Source organism: Pseudomonas umsongensis, assembly GCF_002236105.1.
GTDB classification, from domain to species: domain Bacteria; phylum Pseudomonadota; class Gammaproteobacteria; order Pseudomonadales; family Pseudomonadaceae; genus Aquipseudomonas; species Aquipseudomonas umsongensis.
The window spans coordinates 197108-214257 of the sequence record NZ_NIWU01000008.1 but is presented as its reverse complement, the minus strand read 5'-3'; the positions used below and the strand labels follow the sequence as shown (position 1 = coordinate 214257).

The following is a 17150-nucleotide window of genomic DNA, read 5'->3' as shown; positions in this document are numbered from 1 at the left end:
CCTGTAGGAGCGAGCATGCTCGCGATGGACGTCAACGATAACGCGGGGTGTCTGAATATCCGCAGTGTTCTGGCGACCATCGCGAGCATGCTCGCTCCTACAGTGAATGGTGGTTTCAGGCGGTTTTGTTCAGTAGGGCCGTGAACCGGTCGATTTCGTGTTCACTGTTGAGCAGGCCGGGAGCGATGCGGATCACCGGGCCAGCGTCACGGTCCACCGAGTCGCAGACCACGCGGTTCTGCATCAGCCCGCTGGCGACCTTTTCGCAGTCCTGGTCCTTGATCCGGAAGAAGGTGAAACCGGCGGACAGTTGCGGGCTCCTTGGCGTGACCAGTTCGATCCGCGGCTGTTCCAGCAGGCGATCCTTGGCATAGCTGTTGAGTTCATGAATGCGCGCCTGGACCTCGGCCTTGCCCAAATCCAGGTGCAGCTTGAACGCTTCGTCCACGGCCCAGCGATGTTCGAAACTGTGATAGCCGCCGGGGGTCATGATGGTCGCGAAATCGGTGGATTCGCTGAAGGTCGGAATGATCGGCGTGACGTCCCGGACCTCGGCGGAGCGGGCACAAATGATCCCGGTGCCACGGGGGCCGAACATCCATTTGTGCGTACCGGCGATAAAGAAGTCGCAGTGCATGTCGGGAAAGTCGAGGTCCTCGACGCCAAAGCCGTGCACGCCGTCGACCACATACAGGATGCGGTCCTTTTCGTCGCGCTTGCGGTTGTGCTCTTCGACCAGCTTGCCGATTTCGCCGATCGGCAGTTTCACACCGCTGCCCGATTGCACCCAGGTCATGCCCAGCACGCGGGTTTGTGGGCGGATGCCTTGGGCGATCGAACCCAGCACTTCGTCCACGGAAATGTCGCGGCTGCTCTCGAACAGCTTGAGCTTGCGCACGTTCGTGCCTTGGCGTTGCTGACGAAATTCCAGCGTGTAATTCGTGGAATAGTGTTCATGTTCGCTGACCAGGATTTCCTGATCCGGCCTTACATGAATCCCGCCATAGATCATCGCCAGGCCTTCAGTGGTGCTGCCGGTCAGCGCGATCTGCTCGGGTTTGGCATTGAGGTAGCGTCCGGCCCATACCCGCACATTGTGCTCGCGTTTCTCGGTTTCCTGCAGGTCCCAGTCCATGGCCCGGCCAGGGTTGCGGTCGATGTTGGCGCGGTGCATGTCGATCGCGTTGCGCACCGGCGTTGGGTGCGAGGTGATGAGGAAATTGGCGAAATGCAGGTAGTTCGGGTCCTGATTGAACAGCTGGCGCAACTGCGCCCATTTGCCCTTGGGCAAAGGCGGTGGCTGCTGTTGTAGATCGCCGGCCAGGGCTGGCGGGTACACGGAAGCAGCCAGGGGCAGGCCGGCGGCGAGAATGCCGGCCTGCTTGAGGAAGGAGCGACGGTTGGTCATGGCTTCGGGTTCGCTTGGCAAAAGTGGCATCAGTTTTTGGCGACGGGCCGGGAGGCTTTTTCGACCTGGTCCCAGACCCGCAGGAAATTGCCGCCCCAGAGTTTGGAGATATCGGCTTCGCTGTAGCCGCGGCTGATCAGCTCGGCTGTCACGTTGCGCGCCTCGCTGACGTCTTTCCAGCCGTCCAGGCCGCCGCCATCGTTGAAGTCGGAACTGATGCCGACGTGATCGATGCCGATTTTCTTCACCGCGTAGTCAATCGCGTCGCCGTAGTCCTTGAGGGTGGCCTTGGGTTCTTCGTCGACAATCGCGTAGAGCTGGCTGGCGTATTCGCCGAACCGTTGTTCCGACCACACGGTGATGATCGGGTCGCCCGGCATCAACGCCATCTCCAGGCCTTGCAGGGGTTGCAGGTCGAAACGCGCACGCAGGGCGTTGAGCTTGTCCTGGGTGGCCTGGCTCAGTGGGCGGATGTAGGTCGGGAAGCCGACGATCTGCACCACGCCGCCGCTGTCCTTGATCAACTGCATTTCGTGGTCGCTGAGGTTGCGCGGGATGTCTACCAGGGCGCGCGGGGCGGAGTGCGAGGCCACCATCGGCGTGCGGCTCAACCGGGCCACTTGCTCCAGGGCCTTGGTCGACATCTGCGAGACATCGATGATCACGCCGAGGTCGTTGAGGCGCTGCACCGCCTGCTTGCCGATGTCCGAGAGACCGCCGAGGGCGTCCCGGGAATCGTTGAAGAATGGCAGCGGCCTGGATGAATCGGCCCAGGCGTTGTTACCCACATAACTGAAGCCGAACATGCGCATGCCCCGTGCCGCCCATTTATCCAGGGCATTGAGGTCGTTGCCCAGTGGGTAGGCGTTGAGCATGCTCATGAAGATCGCGAACTTGCCTTCGCCATGCAGGCGCCGGAAATCGTCAGGGGTGTAGGCGATGGCGGCCTGGTTGGGGAAGTCGCGCACCAGGGCGCTGATGATCTTGTAGCGGGTTTCCTGTTCGAAGCGTGCCTCTTCGACGAAGCCGGCGGTGGGGCGATGCGGCGCGTTGGGACCGTTCCAGATTTCCGGCCAGCCGAAAATTGTCAGGGCCGCACCGGACAGGCGTCCGCGTCCGCTCTTGACGAGGTCGAACTGGCCGCTGCCGTCCTTGTCGGCTTCATTGCCGGCGGTACCGAAGTCCATGGGTACGGTGATGTGGCTGTCGAACGAGAGAAGGCGCTCATGCAGTTCTTCGGCCTGCTTCATCACTTTGACCGGGTAACCGTGATTGTCCTTGAGCCCGTAATCCCAGGCCGCAAAGCCTGCGCCCGCGCAGATCGCCAGGGCTAGCGGCAGGCCGATGAAAAGAGCCTTTTTCGAACGTGGTTTTGTCATTGCCGTCTCAGTCAGGGAGCCTTTGCTATCTGGGAGGAACGAGTGATCGACCAAGGAATTTAGGTGCTCCTGAAAAGATCGCAGCCTGCGGCAGCTCCTACAGGGGCAGGCATTTCATGTAGGAGCTGCCGCAGGCTGCGATCTTTTGGCTGCACCATAAATTTTGGAAGGGAACAAACGTTCTAGCTTGGATAAAGCCTGCTTCATGGCTGACACAGGTAGGGCAATGACGATTTCTCGACGATGGTTCATGGCAGGCCTGGCGCTGACCGGCGCGGCTGTGCCCGCGGCTTTTTATGGGCATCGCCAATGGACGAAGCCGGACCCGACGATCACCCCCGGCGAAGCGTCGTTCGAGGTGGCGGATGTCGCCGGCCAACGCCTGGCGGATACGCTGCGTGGTGTCTGGCAGATCCGTTTCGAAGGACGTGATGCCGGGCTTGAAGGCTTGCCACGGGACGGGCTGGAGTTGTTTCTCGACATTGGCCACAAGGGCCGTGGCCTGGTTGGTTTTCTCGACACCGCCGAGCGCTTGCGTTCCAGCGAAGCACCGCGATATCAGGTGCTGGGCGATGTGGCCGGGGTCAAGCCGGCGCAGTTGAGTTGGCGCTTGCTCAGCGCCCGTGGCAGCTGTGACTACGAGTTCAGCATGGCGCTGGACGAAGTCTGGGCCGGTTTCGGCAATGCCGGCAGCGGCAGCCTCAGTGGTCGCGTGCTGGATCTGGATCGCCCCTTGATGATGACGACCCAGGACAATCGCTTTGTCGCGGTCAAGAAGGTGTTCCCCGAAGCCCGCGAACGCACCGCTCTGAATCCACCGCTGCTGGCCTGGCTGACGTCCCAGGAGCATCGCTTGTTCCACCAGCTCTGGCATGCGTCCAGGGATAAATGGCACACCTTGCCCGAAGACAAGCGCGACGCCTTGCGCGGCATCGGGTGGCAGCCCGGGCCGCGGGATAAGGAGCGTGACGCCCGTGGCACACGCAAGGATCGCAACGGCTCCGGCGTGGACTTCTTCTTCATGCATCGGCACATGCTCGGCACCGCACGTTCGATGCAGGACTTGCCGTCATGGACGCGGTTCCCCTTGCCGCAACCGGAACTGGCCCGGGACCGCATCGGCTTCGCCAATTATTTCGACAACCACGACGGCACGGCGCTGCCACCTACCTGGCTGGCCGAAGACGATGACGAGTATTCGCAATGGGTCAGCGACATCAAGACCGCCGAGACCTACCACAGCAATTTCCAGGTCTGGGAGTCGCAATACCGTGACCCGCGTTACCTGTCGAAGTTGACCCTGGGGCAGTTTGGCTCAGAGGTCGAGTTGGGCCTGCACGACTGGTTGCACATGCGCTGGGCCTCGGTGCCGCGCGATCCGTCCAACGGCCAGCCAGTGCCGTTCGCCCGGGATCCAGCGGACTTTTCCGCGCGCTGGTATGCGCCGGAAAACGACTTCCTCGGCGATCCGTTCTCGTCCCATGTAAACCCGGTGTTCTGGCACTTCCACGGCTGGATCGACGATCGCCTGGAAGACTGGTTCCGCGCCCATGAGCGTTTCCACCCGGGGCAGGTGAGTCGGCTTGAGGTCAATGGCGTGCAGTGGTTCGCGCCAGGGCGTTGGGTCGAGATCGACGACCCGTGGCTGGGGCCGGGGACCCATGGTTGCAGCGCCACGCCGGGGTTGCAGGCGGGCAAGTCGGTGGAGATGGACCCGGAGACCATGAAGCTGGCGTTGCGGATTACCTTTGGCGAGGACGAGAAGAAGCTGGCGGATCTGTTCAGGAAGGTGCCGCAGCGGCCTTGGTATGCGCGGAATTTGAAGGTGAAGCCGGTCGTTACATGATCGTTCCCACGCTCTGCGTGGGAATGCCTCAACGGACGCTCCGCGTTCGGCTCTGGATGGGACGCAGAGCGTCCCGGGCTGCATTCCCACGCAGAGCGTGGGAACGATCAACTACAAAACCTGCCACCCACCCCCAAGCGCCTTGTACAAAGCAATGCTCGCCTGCATCCGCGACAGCCTCAGTTGTACATTCAAATCCTGCGCCGCATACAGTGTGCGTTGCGTCTCCAGCACTGTCAGCAAATCCTCGGCCCCCGCCTCATAGCGACTTTGGGCGATGTTGAACGCGGTCTGCGCCTGGCTCAGCTCCTCGCTCTGCCACTGGCGCTGTTCGTCCAGTCCGCGAATGCTGTTCAAGGCTTTTTCCACGTCGGCGAAGCCATTGATAATCGCACCGCGGTAGCTTTCCAGCAGTTCTTCCTGGCGGCCCAAAGCCTGGTCGCGCTCGGCGCCCAGGCGCCCATTGTTAAACACCGGCGCCAGCAATCCGGCGGTGAGGTTGTAGAAGGGGCTGCGCAGGATGTCACCGGCACGGTCGGCACCGGAGCCGATTTCCGCGCTCAGGGTCAGGGTCGGAAACATTGCGGCGCGGGCAACGGTGACGTCGGCCTGGGCAGCGGCCAGTTGCGCTTCGGCCCGGGCGATGTCCGGGCGCCGGCTGAGCAGTTCGCTGGGTACGCCCGCGTCAATGGCGGGCCAGGACAATTGATCGAAATGCTCCTGGCCCAGCGCCAGTTCCTGCAGCGGGCGGCCGAGGAGGGTAGCGAGGCTGATCTGCGCGTCGATGGACTGCTGCCGTACCAGCGGTAATTGCCGCTGTTGCGCGGCCACCAGGCTTTTCTGCTGAGCCAGTTCCAGTGCGGTCGCGGAGCCGGAATCGAAGCGAGTCTGCACCAGTTTCAACACGTTCTGCGCGTTGGCCAGGTTGAGCCCGGCAATACGGCTTTGCTCCTGCAGCGACAGGGTTAGCGCATAGGTGTTGGCGACGCCGCTGAGCAACGTCAGCTCCACCGTCGCCTGATCGAACTCGCTGGCCTGCAACGCGAATTGCGCACTGTCACGGGAAGCGCGCTGGCCACCCCAGAAATCGATTTCGTAAGTGGCGGTCAGGTTGGCGTTGAAATAGTCCACGGCGCTGTTGTCGCTGTCGGCATCCAGTTGGCTGTAGCCATTGCCGCGCAGCAATTTCTGGCGGTTGGCGTTTGCCCCTGCCTGGACTTCCGGTAACTGCGAACCACCGGCGACCACCGTTTCGGCCTGTGCCTGGCGCACCCGCGCAATGGCGGCGGCCAGGTCGTAGCTGCCGACTCGGGCCTGTTCGATCAGGCGTCCCAGTTGCGGGCTGCCAAAGCGGTTCCACCATTGCTGGTTGTCGCGGGTAGCAGCCGAGGAGTGTGGTGATTGCCAGGCGGTGGGCGGCGTAATGCCGCTGTCCGGACGCTGGGCGGGACTGCCGCAGGCGCCGAGCAGCAGGCAGAGGGTCAGCAAACTCAGTTGCGGCTTCATGGAAAGATCATTCACTGGTAAGGGCCGTGACCGGGTCGAGTCGGGCAGCTTTGCGGGCCGGCATGAAGCCGAAGACGACACCGGTGACCAGGGCGCAGCCGAAGGCGCCCAACACCGCTATCAAGGAGAACGCGACGGCGACTTCGCTGAGGATCAGCACGCCGCCGACGATCAGCGCCAGGGCGATCCCGGCCAGGCCACCGACCACCGAAAGCATCACCGCTTCGGTGAGGAACTGGCGCAGGATGTCGCGCTGGCGGGCACCGGTGGCCATGCGGATGCCGATCTCGCGGGTCCGTTCGCGCACGGTCATGAGCATGATGTTCATCACGCCGATGCCGCCCACCAGCAGCGAAATCGCGGCAATCGAACCGAGCATCAGCGACAGGGTGTTTTGCGTGCGCGCTTCGGCCTGGATCATCGCCGCGTTGTTGGTCAGCTCGAAATCCTTCTTGCCGTTGTGCAGGCGCAGCATCAATTGCTCGATGGCGTGTTCCGTTTCCTTGACCTTGCGCGCATCGGCGGCGGCAATCGCGATGTATTCCGGGTTGTAAGTGCCGAATAACCGCACGCTGGCGGCGGAGTAGGGGATGGCGATGCGGTCGTCGCTGTCGGAGTCGCCGGAGCTGGCGCCTTTTTCCGCCAGCACGCCGACCACCTGGAAGGGTACGTTTTCGATCAGGATGTACTGGCCGATGGGATTGGCGACGTCCTTGAGCAGTTTGGTCCGCACCTTGTGGCCGATCACCGCGACCGCCGCGGCGTTTCGTTCATCGGCCTCGGTGAAGTAGCTACCTTGCACCACTGGCCAGTTGAAGATCGCCGGGAAGTTGGTGTCGTTGCCGCCAACGTAGCTCAGGTGGTCGAGGTTGCCGAAGCGTACCCCGGCTTCCTGGCCGTTGACCGGCATGATGCGCATCACCTGGGGCAGGCTCGCCACCGCCTTAACTTCGTCCAGGGTGACGATACCCAGCGGCGTGCGCGGGTTTGGGGACGCGCCACTGAGGTAAATGATGTTGGAACCGAACGCGCCCATCTGGGCCATGACTTGGCGCTTGCTGCCTTCGCCGACGGCCAGCATCACCACCACCGACGCCACGCCGATAATGATCCCCAGCAGGGTCAGCGCGGTGCGGAACCTGTTGATCCACATCACCCGCCAGGCGGCTTGCACCGCGTCGACCAGCTCGCCTTTCCAGGCACCGCTGGCTTGCGTGCCTTCAGTCAGGCGCTTGCGCAGGTCCACTGCTTGCAATGCACCGGGATTGGCAGGGGTTTGCGCGGCGCGATTGTCCAGGGCGCTGTCACTGATGATCAGGCCGTCGCGGATCTCGATGATGCGCTTGGCCCGCGCCGCCACTTCGCGATCATGGGTAATGAGGATCACCACGTGGCCCTGGCTCGCCAGCTCGTCGAGCAGCGCCATGACTTCCTTGCCGCTGTGACTGTCGAGGGCGCCGGTGGGTTCGTCGGCGAGGATGATATGGCCGCCGTTCATCAAGGCGCGGGCAATGGACACCCGTTGCTGCTGGCCACCGGAGAGCTGGTGTGGACGATTGCCGGTGCGTGTGGCCAGGCCGAGGCGCTTGAGCAGGGCGGCGGCACGGGCATGTCGTTCGGCGGCTGGAGTGCCAGCGTAGATCGCCGGCATCTCGACGTTCTCCTGGGCCGAACCGGACGGAATCAGGTGATAACCCTGGAACACGAAACCAAAAGCTTCGCGGCGCAGCCAGGCCAGTTCGTCGCTGTCCAAGTCGGCGACGTTTTCTCCGGCGAAGCGGTATTCGCCCGAGGTCGGACGGTCGAGGCAGCCGAGGATGTTCATCAGTGTCGACTTGCCGGAGCCGGAGGCGCCGACGATCGCCACGAATTCCCCGGCATGGATCGACAGGTCGATGCCGCGCAACACATGGACTTCAGGCGCGTCGCCACCGCCGTAGGCTTTGCGGATGTCTGAAAGGTCGATCAGGGGCGTATGCATTTACCCGCCGCTCCCGTCGGCCGGGCCGATCAACAAGTGATCGCCTTCCTGCAGGCCGTCGAGGATCTGCACCCGCAGGCGGTCGCTGATACCGGTGCGCACGTTGCGTTGTTCGATACGGCCATTGCTGGCCACCACTTGCGCGGTCTGGCTGTCGGATTGCGCGCCGGCCTGCAGCGCGGCGATCGGTGCGGTCAGGACGTTTTGCGCCTGGCCTGCGACGAAAAATACCTGGGTGGTCATTTCCGCCATCAGCGCGTTGTCGGCGTTATCGACATCCAGCAGCACGGTGTACAGCACCACCCGTGCGCTGCCGCTTTTGCTCGAGCTGGCGGGGCTGCCGCCGCCCTGGCTGGTTTGGTCTAGGGGTTTGGGCGGTACGGGCAGGATCTGCCGCACGGTGCTTTTCCAGCGCCGGGTGCCGCCGCTCAGGGTGGTGAACCAGGCGTTCATGCCGGGTTTGACGTGGCCGATGTCGGCTTCGGAGACCTCGGCCCAGACGGTCATCGGCGACAGTTTGGCGATGCGCAGAATCAGCGGTGTCTGTTGCTGGGCGTTGAGGGTCTGGCCTTCGCGGGCATCCAGTGCGACCACAGTGCCGGACATGGGCGCATAGATCCGGGTGTATCCGAGCTCGGCCTGATCGCTGCGCAGGCTGGCCTGGGCCTGGCGAATCTGCGCCTGGATCATGTCGATGCGCGCCTGGGTGGCGCGCAGTTCGGCCTGCGCAGTCTGCACGTCTTCTTCGCGGGTGGCGTTGCCGGCCTTGAGGTGTTGCTGGCGCTGGAATTTCTGTTGGGCCAGGTCGTGTTGCGCGCGTTGCTCCTGAAGCTGCGCCTTGAGGTTTTCGATGGAAAAACGCCCGGCATCGAGTTTGGCCTGTTGCGTGGAGGGATCGATTTCCACCAGCAGCTGGCCTTCCTTGACCACGTCACCGACTTCCACGTGGATCTTTTGAATCTGCCCGGACGCTTGGGCGCCGACGTCCACGTAACGCCTGGGTTGCAGGGTACCCAAGGCCGTGACACTGCTTTCGAGGTCGGCGCGGGTCACCTGCACGGTGGCGAACCGGTCGCGCCCGGGCGGAATGAACTGCCAGGCCGCAACGGCGATAACGGGGATCAGGGTGAGTGCTACCAGCAGGGCGCGTCGGGTACAACGGGAACGTTTCATGCAGGGTTCCAAAGCAGTTGAACACTGCCGTGGAGCCGGCAGGGACGTGGAGCTGTCCTAGTAGACGAGGACAGCTGCAGGGAATTTAGCCTCGGACACGCGGCGTAACACTGTCGTTTGCCTGACTGATCGTTCCCATGCTCTGCGTGGGAATGCAGCCCCTGACGCTCCGCGTCACCCTTGCGCAAGATCCGAGCCATGCGTCGACAGCGGAACGCGGAGCGTCCCTGGCGGCATTCCCACGCGGAGCGTGGGAACGATCAGCTGTAGCCCATGGCTATTTGGCAGGTAAAACAAAGCAATACTTTAAATCTACATGAGAATTACTATAAATTACGCATCTCAAATTGCCACTACCGTGCCACTGTGGCCGACAGGTTGCTTCAAGGACAGAAACCGCACCCGTGCGGACGGGAGTCATGTTGGAAAACTACTATCGAGAGCTGGTGTGTTTCCTCAACGCCAAGCTGGGCAACCGCCAGGTGGCTGAAGATGTGGTGCATGACGCTTACCTGCGAGTCCTGGAACGCTCCAGCGACACGCCGATCGAGCAGCCCCGGGCATTCCTGTATCGCACGGCATTGAACCTGGTGATCGACGATCATCGACGCAATGCATTGCGCCAGGTCGAGTCGCTGGAGGTGCTCGACAACGAAGAGCGCTATTTCAGTCCCTCGCCCCTGAGCAGCCTCGATCACGGCCAGCGCCTGGACATGCTCCAGCGTGCCCTGGCGGAGTTGCCCCGTCTGTGCCGCGAGAGTTTTCTGCTGCGCAAGATCGAAGGCCTGTCACACCCCCAGATCGCCGAACACCTGGGCATCTCCAAGGCTCTGGTAGAAAAGCACATCGTCAACGCCATGAAGCATTGCCGCGTGCGGATGCGCCAATGGGATGCGCATTGATCCTCGCGCTGATCCGTTCTTGTTAAATTTTATTTCACTGTCCTCGTTCCTAATCAACAGACGACCTGCTGTCCTGCTCAAGGCCTGCCAGGTCACTTAGGCTTATCTCCCCGCCGCTCGGGGGTTCATCCAGAGGACACTGGAAATGACACAGGCAATTGCATCGCCCATCGTTCACGACCTGATCGGCGTCGGTTTCGGCCCTTCGAACCTGGCACTGGCCATCGCCCTGCAAGAACGCGGGCCGACCCAGGGCGAGCTGGATGTACTGTTTCTTGACAAGCAAGCCAACTACAGCTGGCATGGCAACACCCTGTCGACCCAAAGCGAGCTGCAGATCTCCTTCCTCAAGGACCTGGTGACCCTGCGCAACCCGACCAGTCCTTACTCGTTCGTCAATTACCTCAAGGCTCACGGTCGCCTGGTGGACTTCATCAACCTGGGCACGTTCTATCCCTGCCGCATGGAGTACAACGACTACCTGCGCTGGGTGGCTGCGCAATTCGAGAAACAAAGCCGTTATGGCGAAGAAGTGCTGGCCATCGAACCGGTGCTGCACAACCAGCAAGTCGAAGCGCTGCGGGTGATTTCTCGCGATAGCGCTGGACATCAACAGGTTCGAACCACCCGTTCGGTGGTGGTCAGCGCGGGCGGCACGCCGCGAATCCCCGAGGCGTTCAAGGCACTCAAGGGCGACAGTCGCGTGTTCCACCATTCGCAGTACCTGGCGCAGATGGCCACGCAGCCGTGCGTGAACAACCAGCCGATGAGCATTGCAATCATTGGTGGCGGGCAGAGCGCGGCGGAAGCCTTCATCGACCTCAACGACAGCTTCCCGTCGGTGCAGGTCGACATGATCTTGCGCGGTTCTGCCCTGAAACCGGCGGACGACAGCCCGTTCGTCAATGAAGTGTTCTCGCCGGAGTTCACCGACCTGGTGTTCCAGCAAGACAGCAGCGAGCGTGAGCGCCTGGTCAACGAATACCACAACACCAACTATTCGGTGGTGGACATCGACCTGATCGAACGCATCTACGGGATTTTCTACCGGCAGAAAGTCTCGGGCATTGCTCGCCATGCGTTCCGTACCCTGACCACCATTGAAAGCGCCAGCGCCACCGAGCGCGGCATCGAGCTGGCCGTGCGCAACAACGCCACCGGCGAAGTCACGGTCCGTCTCTATGACGCCGTGGTGCTGGCCACCGGTTACGAGCGGCAGATGCACCGCAAGCTGCTGGCCCCGCTGGAACAGTACCTGGGTGATTTCGAGGTGGATCGTAACTACAAATTGATCACGGATGAGCGCTGCAAGGCCGGCATCTATATGCAGGGCTTCTGCCAGGCCAGCCATGGCTTGAGCGACACGCTGCTGTCGATCCTGCCGATTCGTGCGCACGAGATCGCCGGTTCGCTGTATGACCATGGCAAGAAGCGCGGGCATCGCTCGATGGCGGATCTGCTCCTGGCGACTGCCAGCTGAAATCTTCGGCGGCGGTGAGGTCGCCTTCGTTGCAAACCCGCGACTCGCGTCAGACTTTTCGGGTGGTATTTCGGACTTTTCCTACAGAATGCGTCGTAAGTCTTCCGTAGCCTTGCCCCCCTCATCAATCTGACCCGGGGGGCTACGTTGCCCAGCAAGTCCTTACGCATCCTGATCGCCGACGAACAACACTTCAACCGGATGAAAATAGAGCGGTTGTTCAACCAGCTCGATTACTTTCGCGTGGCACCGGTGCAAAGCTTCGAGGAGCTTCTGAACCTGGTTGAATATGGCTGCGCGCCATTCGATCTGCTGGTCATCAATGCTGGCCTTGCGCACGGCAAGCTGGACCTGCTGGATTTCTGTCTCGACAACGAGCAGCTTGCGCATGCGCTGATCTTCGATGGCCAGTGCGCACAACTCCCTGTCATTGCGGCCTGTGAACGGCACAAGGTGCAGGTGAGCCACGCCTTGTTGCCGGACCTGGCGACGGTCCAGCGTTTGATGGCAATCGTCGATCGACCCCGACCGCTCGTCGGGACTGTCATTTCTGTCAGGTAGTTCAATCGAGTTATACGTGCAAGAGTTCAGGTGCAGCTACTGTGTCCCGTGCGGGCTCTTACCCATGGACCATCAGTGTCCGAATGTTGTGTTTATGCATAGGGAGTTGCCATGAAGCGCGCGTTGATTGTGGATGATCATCCGGCGATTCGAGGTGCAGTCAAAATCGTACTCAAGCTGGAGGGATACCAGCACATCTTTGAAGCGGCAAGCGGTAACGAAGTCTTGTCGATGATCCGCGAACATAAGCCTGAACTGCTGGTGCTGGACCTCAAACTCCCGAAGCTCGACGGTCTTGAGGTACTGGCACGGATCCAGATGGAAGAGATGCACTGCCGGGTGGTGGTGTTCACCGCCCAGGAGCCAGCGTTTTTCCAGGATCGTTGCATGCGCGCGGGTGCCGTGGCCTACGTCCCCAAGACCAACGATCTGCAGCATCTGCACAAAGCCGTGCGCGCCGTGATGGCCGGCTACACCTTTTTCACCCGATTGCCCTCGAGCTCGGTGTCCGTGAGCCAGGTGCTACGCAGTGAAAAGCACATGATTGACAGCCTCTCGGACCGCGAGTTATCGATTTTCCAGTATCTGGCCCGCGGTACGAGCAACAAGGAAATCGCCGAAATCCTGCACGTGAGCCACAAGACCGTGAGCACCTACAAAACCCGCTTGACTGAAAAGCTCAACGTGAAGTCGTCGGTGCATCTGCGTGAACTTGCCCAGCGTCATGCCTTGGTCTGAATGAACGCTATTCGATACCTGCTGTTGGCTCTTTGCCTGGGGGCATCGAGTGTCCTTGCGCAGCCGCAGACATTGGCGTTGCTGGGCCGTTCCAGCGCGGAAGGCCAGGTGCTGCCGTTATCGGTGGCCGACTCGCGCTGGTTGCAGCAGAAAGCCCGTTTGGTGCTTGCCGTTTCAGCCCCGGATTATCCACCTTTTGACATCACCACCGATCACACGCTTGAGGGGGTGACGGCCGACTATGCCGATCTGCTGCGCCAGCTGCTGCAGGTGGAGATCGAAGTCCAGCGCTATCCAGCCCGCGAAGACGCCCTTCGAGCAGTCAAGCAAGGGGCAGCAGACCTCCTGGGAACGTCCAACAGCTACGAGTCCCAGGACCGCCAATTACAAATGTCCCACGCCTATGCGGTGGATCAGCCGGTATTGGTGACCCGAGTTGACTCGCTCCAGGCACTGGACCCGACGCTGGCTGACAAGCGCCTGGCAACGCTCTACCACTACTTGCCTGAACAAAGCGTGCAGCAGTTCTATCCTGAAGCGCAGGTCCAGCTTTTCCCCTCGACACTGGCAGCGGTCGGCGCAGTCGCCTTTGGCCAGGCGGATGTCTATCTGGGCGATGCGATCAGCGCCCATTACCTGATCAGCAAAAACTACCTGAACAACGTCCAGCTGGCTGACTTCTCGCCCATGGAACCGGGGCGCTTCGCCTTTGCCATGGCCCGCGACAACCCGGCGCTGCTGCGCGTTGTCAACAAGGCCCTGACGGCGATAACGGCCAATGAACAAATGAACATCCTGCGCCGCTGGGGCGCGAGCGGGGTGTCCATGCCGGGCACGCAGTCGCTGCAATTGAGCGTGGCCGAGCAACGCTGGCTCGACCGTCACCCGCGCGTGAGTGTGGCGATCAACGAGAACATCCCGCCGATAACGTTCATGGACAGTGAAGGCAAGTTTCGCGGCATCGGGGTCGATGTGTTGGCGAAAATAAGCCTGCGCACCGGCTTGCAATTCGACATCCGGGGCATGCGCTCAGTGGCCGAGATGCTGCAGGCGATCAAGAGCGGCCAGGTCGACGTGCTGGCCGGCATCGGCCTGAGTTCCCGGCGTGAGGAAGACTTGCTGTTTACCCGGCCGTTCCTGACCAGCCCTTCCGTGCTGGTAACGCGCCTGGCGCCGGATAGCCCCAGGACCCTGGATGATCTGGCCGGAAAGACCCTGGCGCTGACTCAGGGCAATATCGCTGGCGAGTTCATTCGCCAATACTTCCCGTCGATTCGTTGTGTTGATGCGCCGCTGTCGGCCGATGCCATGGAAATGGTTGCCCAGGGCAAGGCACAAGGTGGCATCAACTCATTGATCAGTGCCCGTTACCTGATATCCCGGCAGTACCGTGATCGCCTCCAGGTCACCAGCACCGTGGGCATCGATCCCGCGCGCAGTACCCTGGCGACCGGTCGCGACGACACCGAGTTGCATTCGATCCTGGACAAGGCCTTGCTCAGTATCCCTCCCGAAGAAATCGACGACCTGATAATGCCCTGGCGCAATGACCTGATGGTGGAGCAGAGCTATTGGCTGCGTCATCGACAGACCATATTCCAGGCGTTCGCTGCCGCGGGCGCCTTGCTTCTCCTTGCCCTGTTGTGGATTGCCTGGCAGCGCCGGCAGATCCGCCAGCGCCAGCAATGGCTTGCCCGATTGCAGGAGGCCAAGGACACCGCCGACGATGCGAATCGCGCCAAGACCACGTTCCTGGCGACCATGAGCCATGAAATCCGCACGCCGATGAATGCCCTGATCGGTATGCTTGAACTGGCACTGAAATCCGCCGACAAGGGCGTCACCGACCGCGCGGCCATCGAGGTGGCGTCAAGTGCCGGGCAACAGTTGCTGGCCTTGATCGGCGACATCCTGGACATTGCCCGAATCGAGTCCGGACATTTGTCCCTGATGCCGGAGCGCACCAATCTGCACGCGCTGGTGGTGTCGGTGTGTCGGGTCTTCGAAGGCCTGGCCCGGCAGAAGAACCTGCTGTGGCGCATCGAGCTGGATGAGCACAGCGACCGCGATGTGTTGATCGACCCCACGCGTTTCAAGCAGGTGCTGTCCAACTTGCTGAGCAATGCCATCAAGTTCACCCACAAAGGCGAAGTCAGCCTGAAGTTGCAGGTTATGCCCGTGTTGCCGGACCGTATCGCGGTCAATGTGTGTATAGAGGACAGCGGCAGTGGTATCAGCGACTTTGACCAGCAACGCTTGTTCAGTCCGTTCGTGCAGGTCGGGAATCGCCAGGTATCAGGCCGGCAGGGGTCCGGCCTGGGGCTGGTGATCAGCCGCACGCTGTGCGAAATGATGGGCGGGCAATTGCAACTCGCCAGTGTCCTGGGGCGCGGTACCCGTTTGGACATCAGCCTTGAACTGCTGGCATTGGAGACGTTGCCCGCCGCTGAAAAAGCGCCGGGCGAACCGCCGGCAAGGACCCGGCCGCTGACAATTCTGGTGGTGGACGATTACCCGGCCAATCGGTTGCTGCTTTCGCGGCAACTGAGTTACCTCGGGCACCAGGTTCTGCTCGCGGAGGATGGCCAGCAAGGCTTCGAGCAATGGCGTGAACACGTCTGCGATCTGGTCGTCACCGACTGCAACATGCCGGTGGTCAGCGGTTATGAACTGGCGGGTGCGATCCGCGATGAGGAGCGCTTCCAGGTGGGGCCGCCGACGTTGATTCTAGGCTTCACTGCCAGCGCGCAACCCGAGGAGAAAATGCGTTGCATTGAAGCGGGCATGGACGATTGTCTGTTCAAACCCATTCAATTGGTCGACCTGAGCGCATGGTTGAGCTGCAGATTTCCCGTCGAATCGGCAGGCGTGCCCGAAGCGCCCCCCATCACCGAAATCGATTTAACCGGGTTGCAACGCTACACCGGCGCCGACAGTGAATTGATCGTGCAACTGCTGCAAGATTTGGCCGTGACCAACCGCGAAGATCGCGAGCGTCTTATGCAAGAACATGCCAGCGGTAATCGCCATGGCTTGAAAGACCTGGCGCACCGCATCAGGGGTGGTGCGCAAATGGTCCGGGCACAGGCTCTGGTGGCGTGTTGCGAACAACTGGAGCGTGCTTGTGCCGAGCGCGATGCCGCACTGATCGACGCAGCCGTCGATCAGTTGCACCAGGCGATGACGCGCCTGGACAAAACGCTTGAACAGGGCAGGGGCTTGAACCCGGCTGCTTAATCCCAGGTCGGCGCCAGGCCCTTGGGGCTGGTCAGTCGATAGCCGCGATCCAGGCTGGCGATCAATGCCATGTCGGCATCGCTCAACGTGATCGCGCTGGCCTTGAGGTTGCCGGCGAGGTTGGCGCGTTTGGTCGACGAAGGAATCACGCCATGACCCAGTTGCAGGGCCCAGGCCAGGGTGACTTGTGCCGGTGTTGCTTGCAGACGGTCGGCGATCTGCATAATCACCGGATCCTTGAGCACTTCACCGTAGGCCAGGGTCATGTACGAAGTGATCTGGATACCCTGGCTTTGCGCGAACTCGACGACCTGGCGGTTTTGCAGGTAGGGGTGCAATTCGATCTGGTTAGTGGCGATGTTCTGCGCGCCGACGGCGGTTATCGCCTGTTTCATCAGGTCGACGGTGAAGTTGGAGACACCGATCTGCCGGGTCAGGCCCAGGTCCCTGGCTTCGAGCAAGGCACCCATGAACTCCTCGACCGACACCTGGTCTTGCGGCGACGGCCAGTGGATCAGGGTCAAGTCCAGATAGTCAGTCTGCAGTTTGTGCAGGCTCTCCCGGAGGCTGTCGATCAGGCGATCCTTGGCGAAATTGGCGACCCAGATCTTGCTGGTGATGAACAGGTCTTCGCGGGCAATGCCGCTGGCAGCGATGGCATGGCCGACTTCGGCTTCGTTTTCGTAGATCTGCGCGGTATCGATGACCCGGTAACCCAGTTCCAGGGCGGTGCTCACCGAATCGATGACCACCTGGCCTTGCAAGCGAAACGTACCCAGGCCGAAAGCGGGGATAGACATGAATGACTCCAGTGGGTGCAGTGGGAATGGGCGCGAGTATCCGCGCCTGTATCCGTGAGAAAAACCGCTGGATGGGCAAAGCAATGTTTACTGGAAATCAAAAATCGATGGCACGTGGTCTGGAATGCATTCCCCTGTA

The 17150-nt window shown here is 61.5% G+C and carries 12 protein-coding genes; 6 read left to right on the top strand and 6 right to left on the bottom strand.

Translation table 11 applies throughout. From position 1 onward, the window contains the following. Positions 1-115: 115 nt before the first annotated feature. Together pvdN and pvdM are read right to left on the bottom strand one after the other, a co-directional pair. Entirely contained in the window at positions 116-1408 is a 1293-nt protein-coding gene (gene pvdN / locus PSUM_RS28210; RefSeq protein ID WP_083350182.1) for a pyoverdine-tailoring periplasmic protein PvdN, read from the bottom strand. Positions 1409-1437: 29 nt separating this feature from the next. After that, the gene (gene pvdM, locus PSUM_RS28205; protein WP_083349535.1) at positions 1438-2787 is read right to left on the bottom strand and encodes a pyoverdine-tailoring dipeptidase-like protein PvdM; all 1350 of its coding nucleotides are present in this window, start codon (positions 2785-2787) and stop codon (positions 1438-1440) included. A gap of 226 nt (positions 2788-3013) precedes the next feature. Between pvdM and pvdP the strand changes: the two genes are divergently transcribed. After that, the gene (gene pvdP / locus PSUM_RS28200) at positions 3014-4633 is read left to right on the top strand and encodes a pyoverdine maturation tyrosinase PvdP (protein ID WP_033042615.1); all 1620 of its coding nucleotides are present in this window, start codon (positions 3014-3016) and stop codon (positions 4631-4633) included. 111 nt (positions 4634-4744) lie between these two features. On the opposite strand, the gene PSUM_RS28195 is transcribed toward pvdP, so the two are convergent. The 3 genes from PSUM_RS28195 to PSUM_RS28185 are packed head-to-tail and all read right to left on the bottom strand — an operon-like array spanning position 4745 to position 9293. Beyond that, positions 4745-6139, bottom strand: a complete 1395-nt coding sequence (locus tag PSUM_RS28195; protein ID WP_083349534.1) for an efflux transporter outer membrane subunit — start codon at positions 6137-6139, stop codon at positions 4745-4747. 7 nt (positions 6140-6146) lie between these two features. After that, positions 6147-8120, bottom strand: coding sequence for a MacB family efflux pump subunit (locus PSUM_RS28190; protein ID WP_083349533.1), 1974 nt, complete (start codon positions 8118-8120; stop codon positions 6147-6149). Next, on the bottom strand, positions 8121-9293 hold the full coding sequence (locus PSUM_RS28185) for an efflux RND transporter periplasmic adaptor subunit (RefSeq protein ID WP_083349532.1): 1173 nt from the start codon (positions 9291-9293) through the stop codon (positions 8121-8123). Positions 9294-9712: 419 nt separating this feature from the next. On the opposite strand from PSUM_RS28185, the gene PSUM_RS28180 reads away from it, so the two are divergent. From PSUM_RS28180 to PSUM_RS28160, 5 genes are all read left to right on the top strand, one after another. Further along, positions 9713-10195 carry a sigma-70 family RNA polymerase sigma factor gene (locus tag PSUM_RS28180; protein ID WP_008056197.1) on the top strand — a complete coding sequence of 161 codons (483 nt, stop codon included), beginning with the start codon at positions 9713-9715 and terminating at the stop codon, positions 10193-10195. A 145-nt stretch (positions 10196-10340) separates the two neighbouring features. Next, positions 10341-11675 carry a lysine N(6)-hydroxylase/L-ornithine N(5)-oxygenase family protein gene (locus tag PSUM_RS28175; protein ID WP_083349531.1) on the top strand — a complete coding sequence of 445 codons (1335 nt, stop codon included), beginning with the start codon at positions 10341-10343 and terminating at the stop codon, positions 11673-11675. Between the two features lie 147 nt (positions 11676-11822). Beyond that, positions 11823-12236 carry a hypothetical protein gene (locus PSUM_RS28170; protein WP_020795688.1) on the top strand — a complete coding sequence of 138 codons (414 nt, stop codon included), beginning with the start codon at positions 11823-11825 and terminating at the stop codon, positions 12234-12236. 111 nt (positions 12237-12347) lie between these two features. Beyond that, entirely contained in the window at positions 12348-12974 is a 627-nt protein-coding gene (locus tag PSUM_RS28165; protein WP_020795687.1) for a response regulator transcription factor, read from the top strand. Next, on the top strand, positions 12975-16211 hold the full coding sequence (locus tag PSUM_RS28160) for a transporter substrate-binding domain-containing protein (protein ID WP_083349530.1): 3237 nt from the start codon (positions 12975-12977) through the stop codon (positions 16209-16211). On the opposite strand, the gene dkgB is transcribed toward PSUM_RS28160, so the two are convergent. After that, positions 16208-17011: a 2,5-didehydrogluconate reductase DkgB gene (gene dkgB, locus PSUM_RS28155; RefSeq protein ID WP_083349529.1), complete on the bottom strand. Its 804-nt coding sequence runs from the start codon at positions 17009-17011 to the stop codon at positions 16208-16210. The genes PSUM_RS28160 and dkgB overlap by 4 nt on opposite strands. Between the last annotated feature and the right edge of the window lie 139 nt (positions 17012-17150).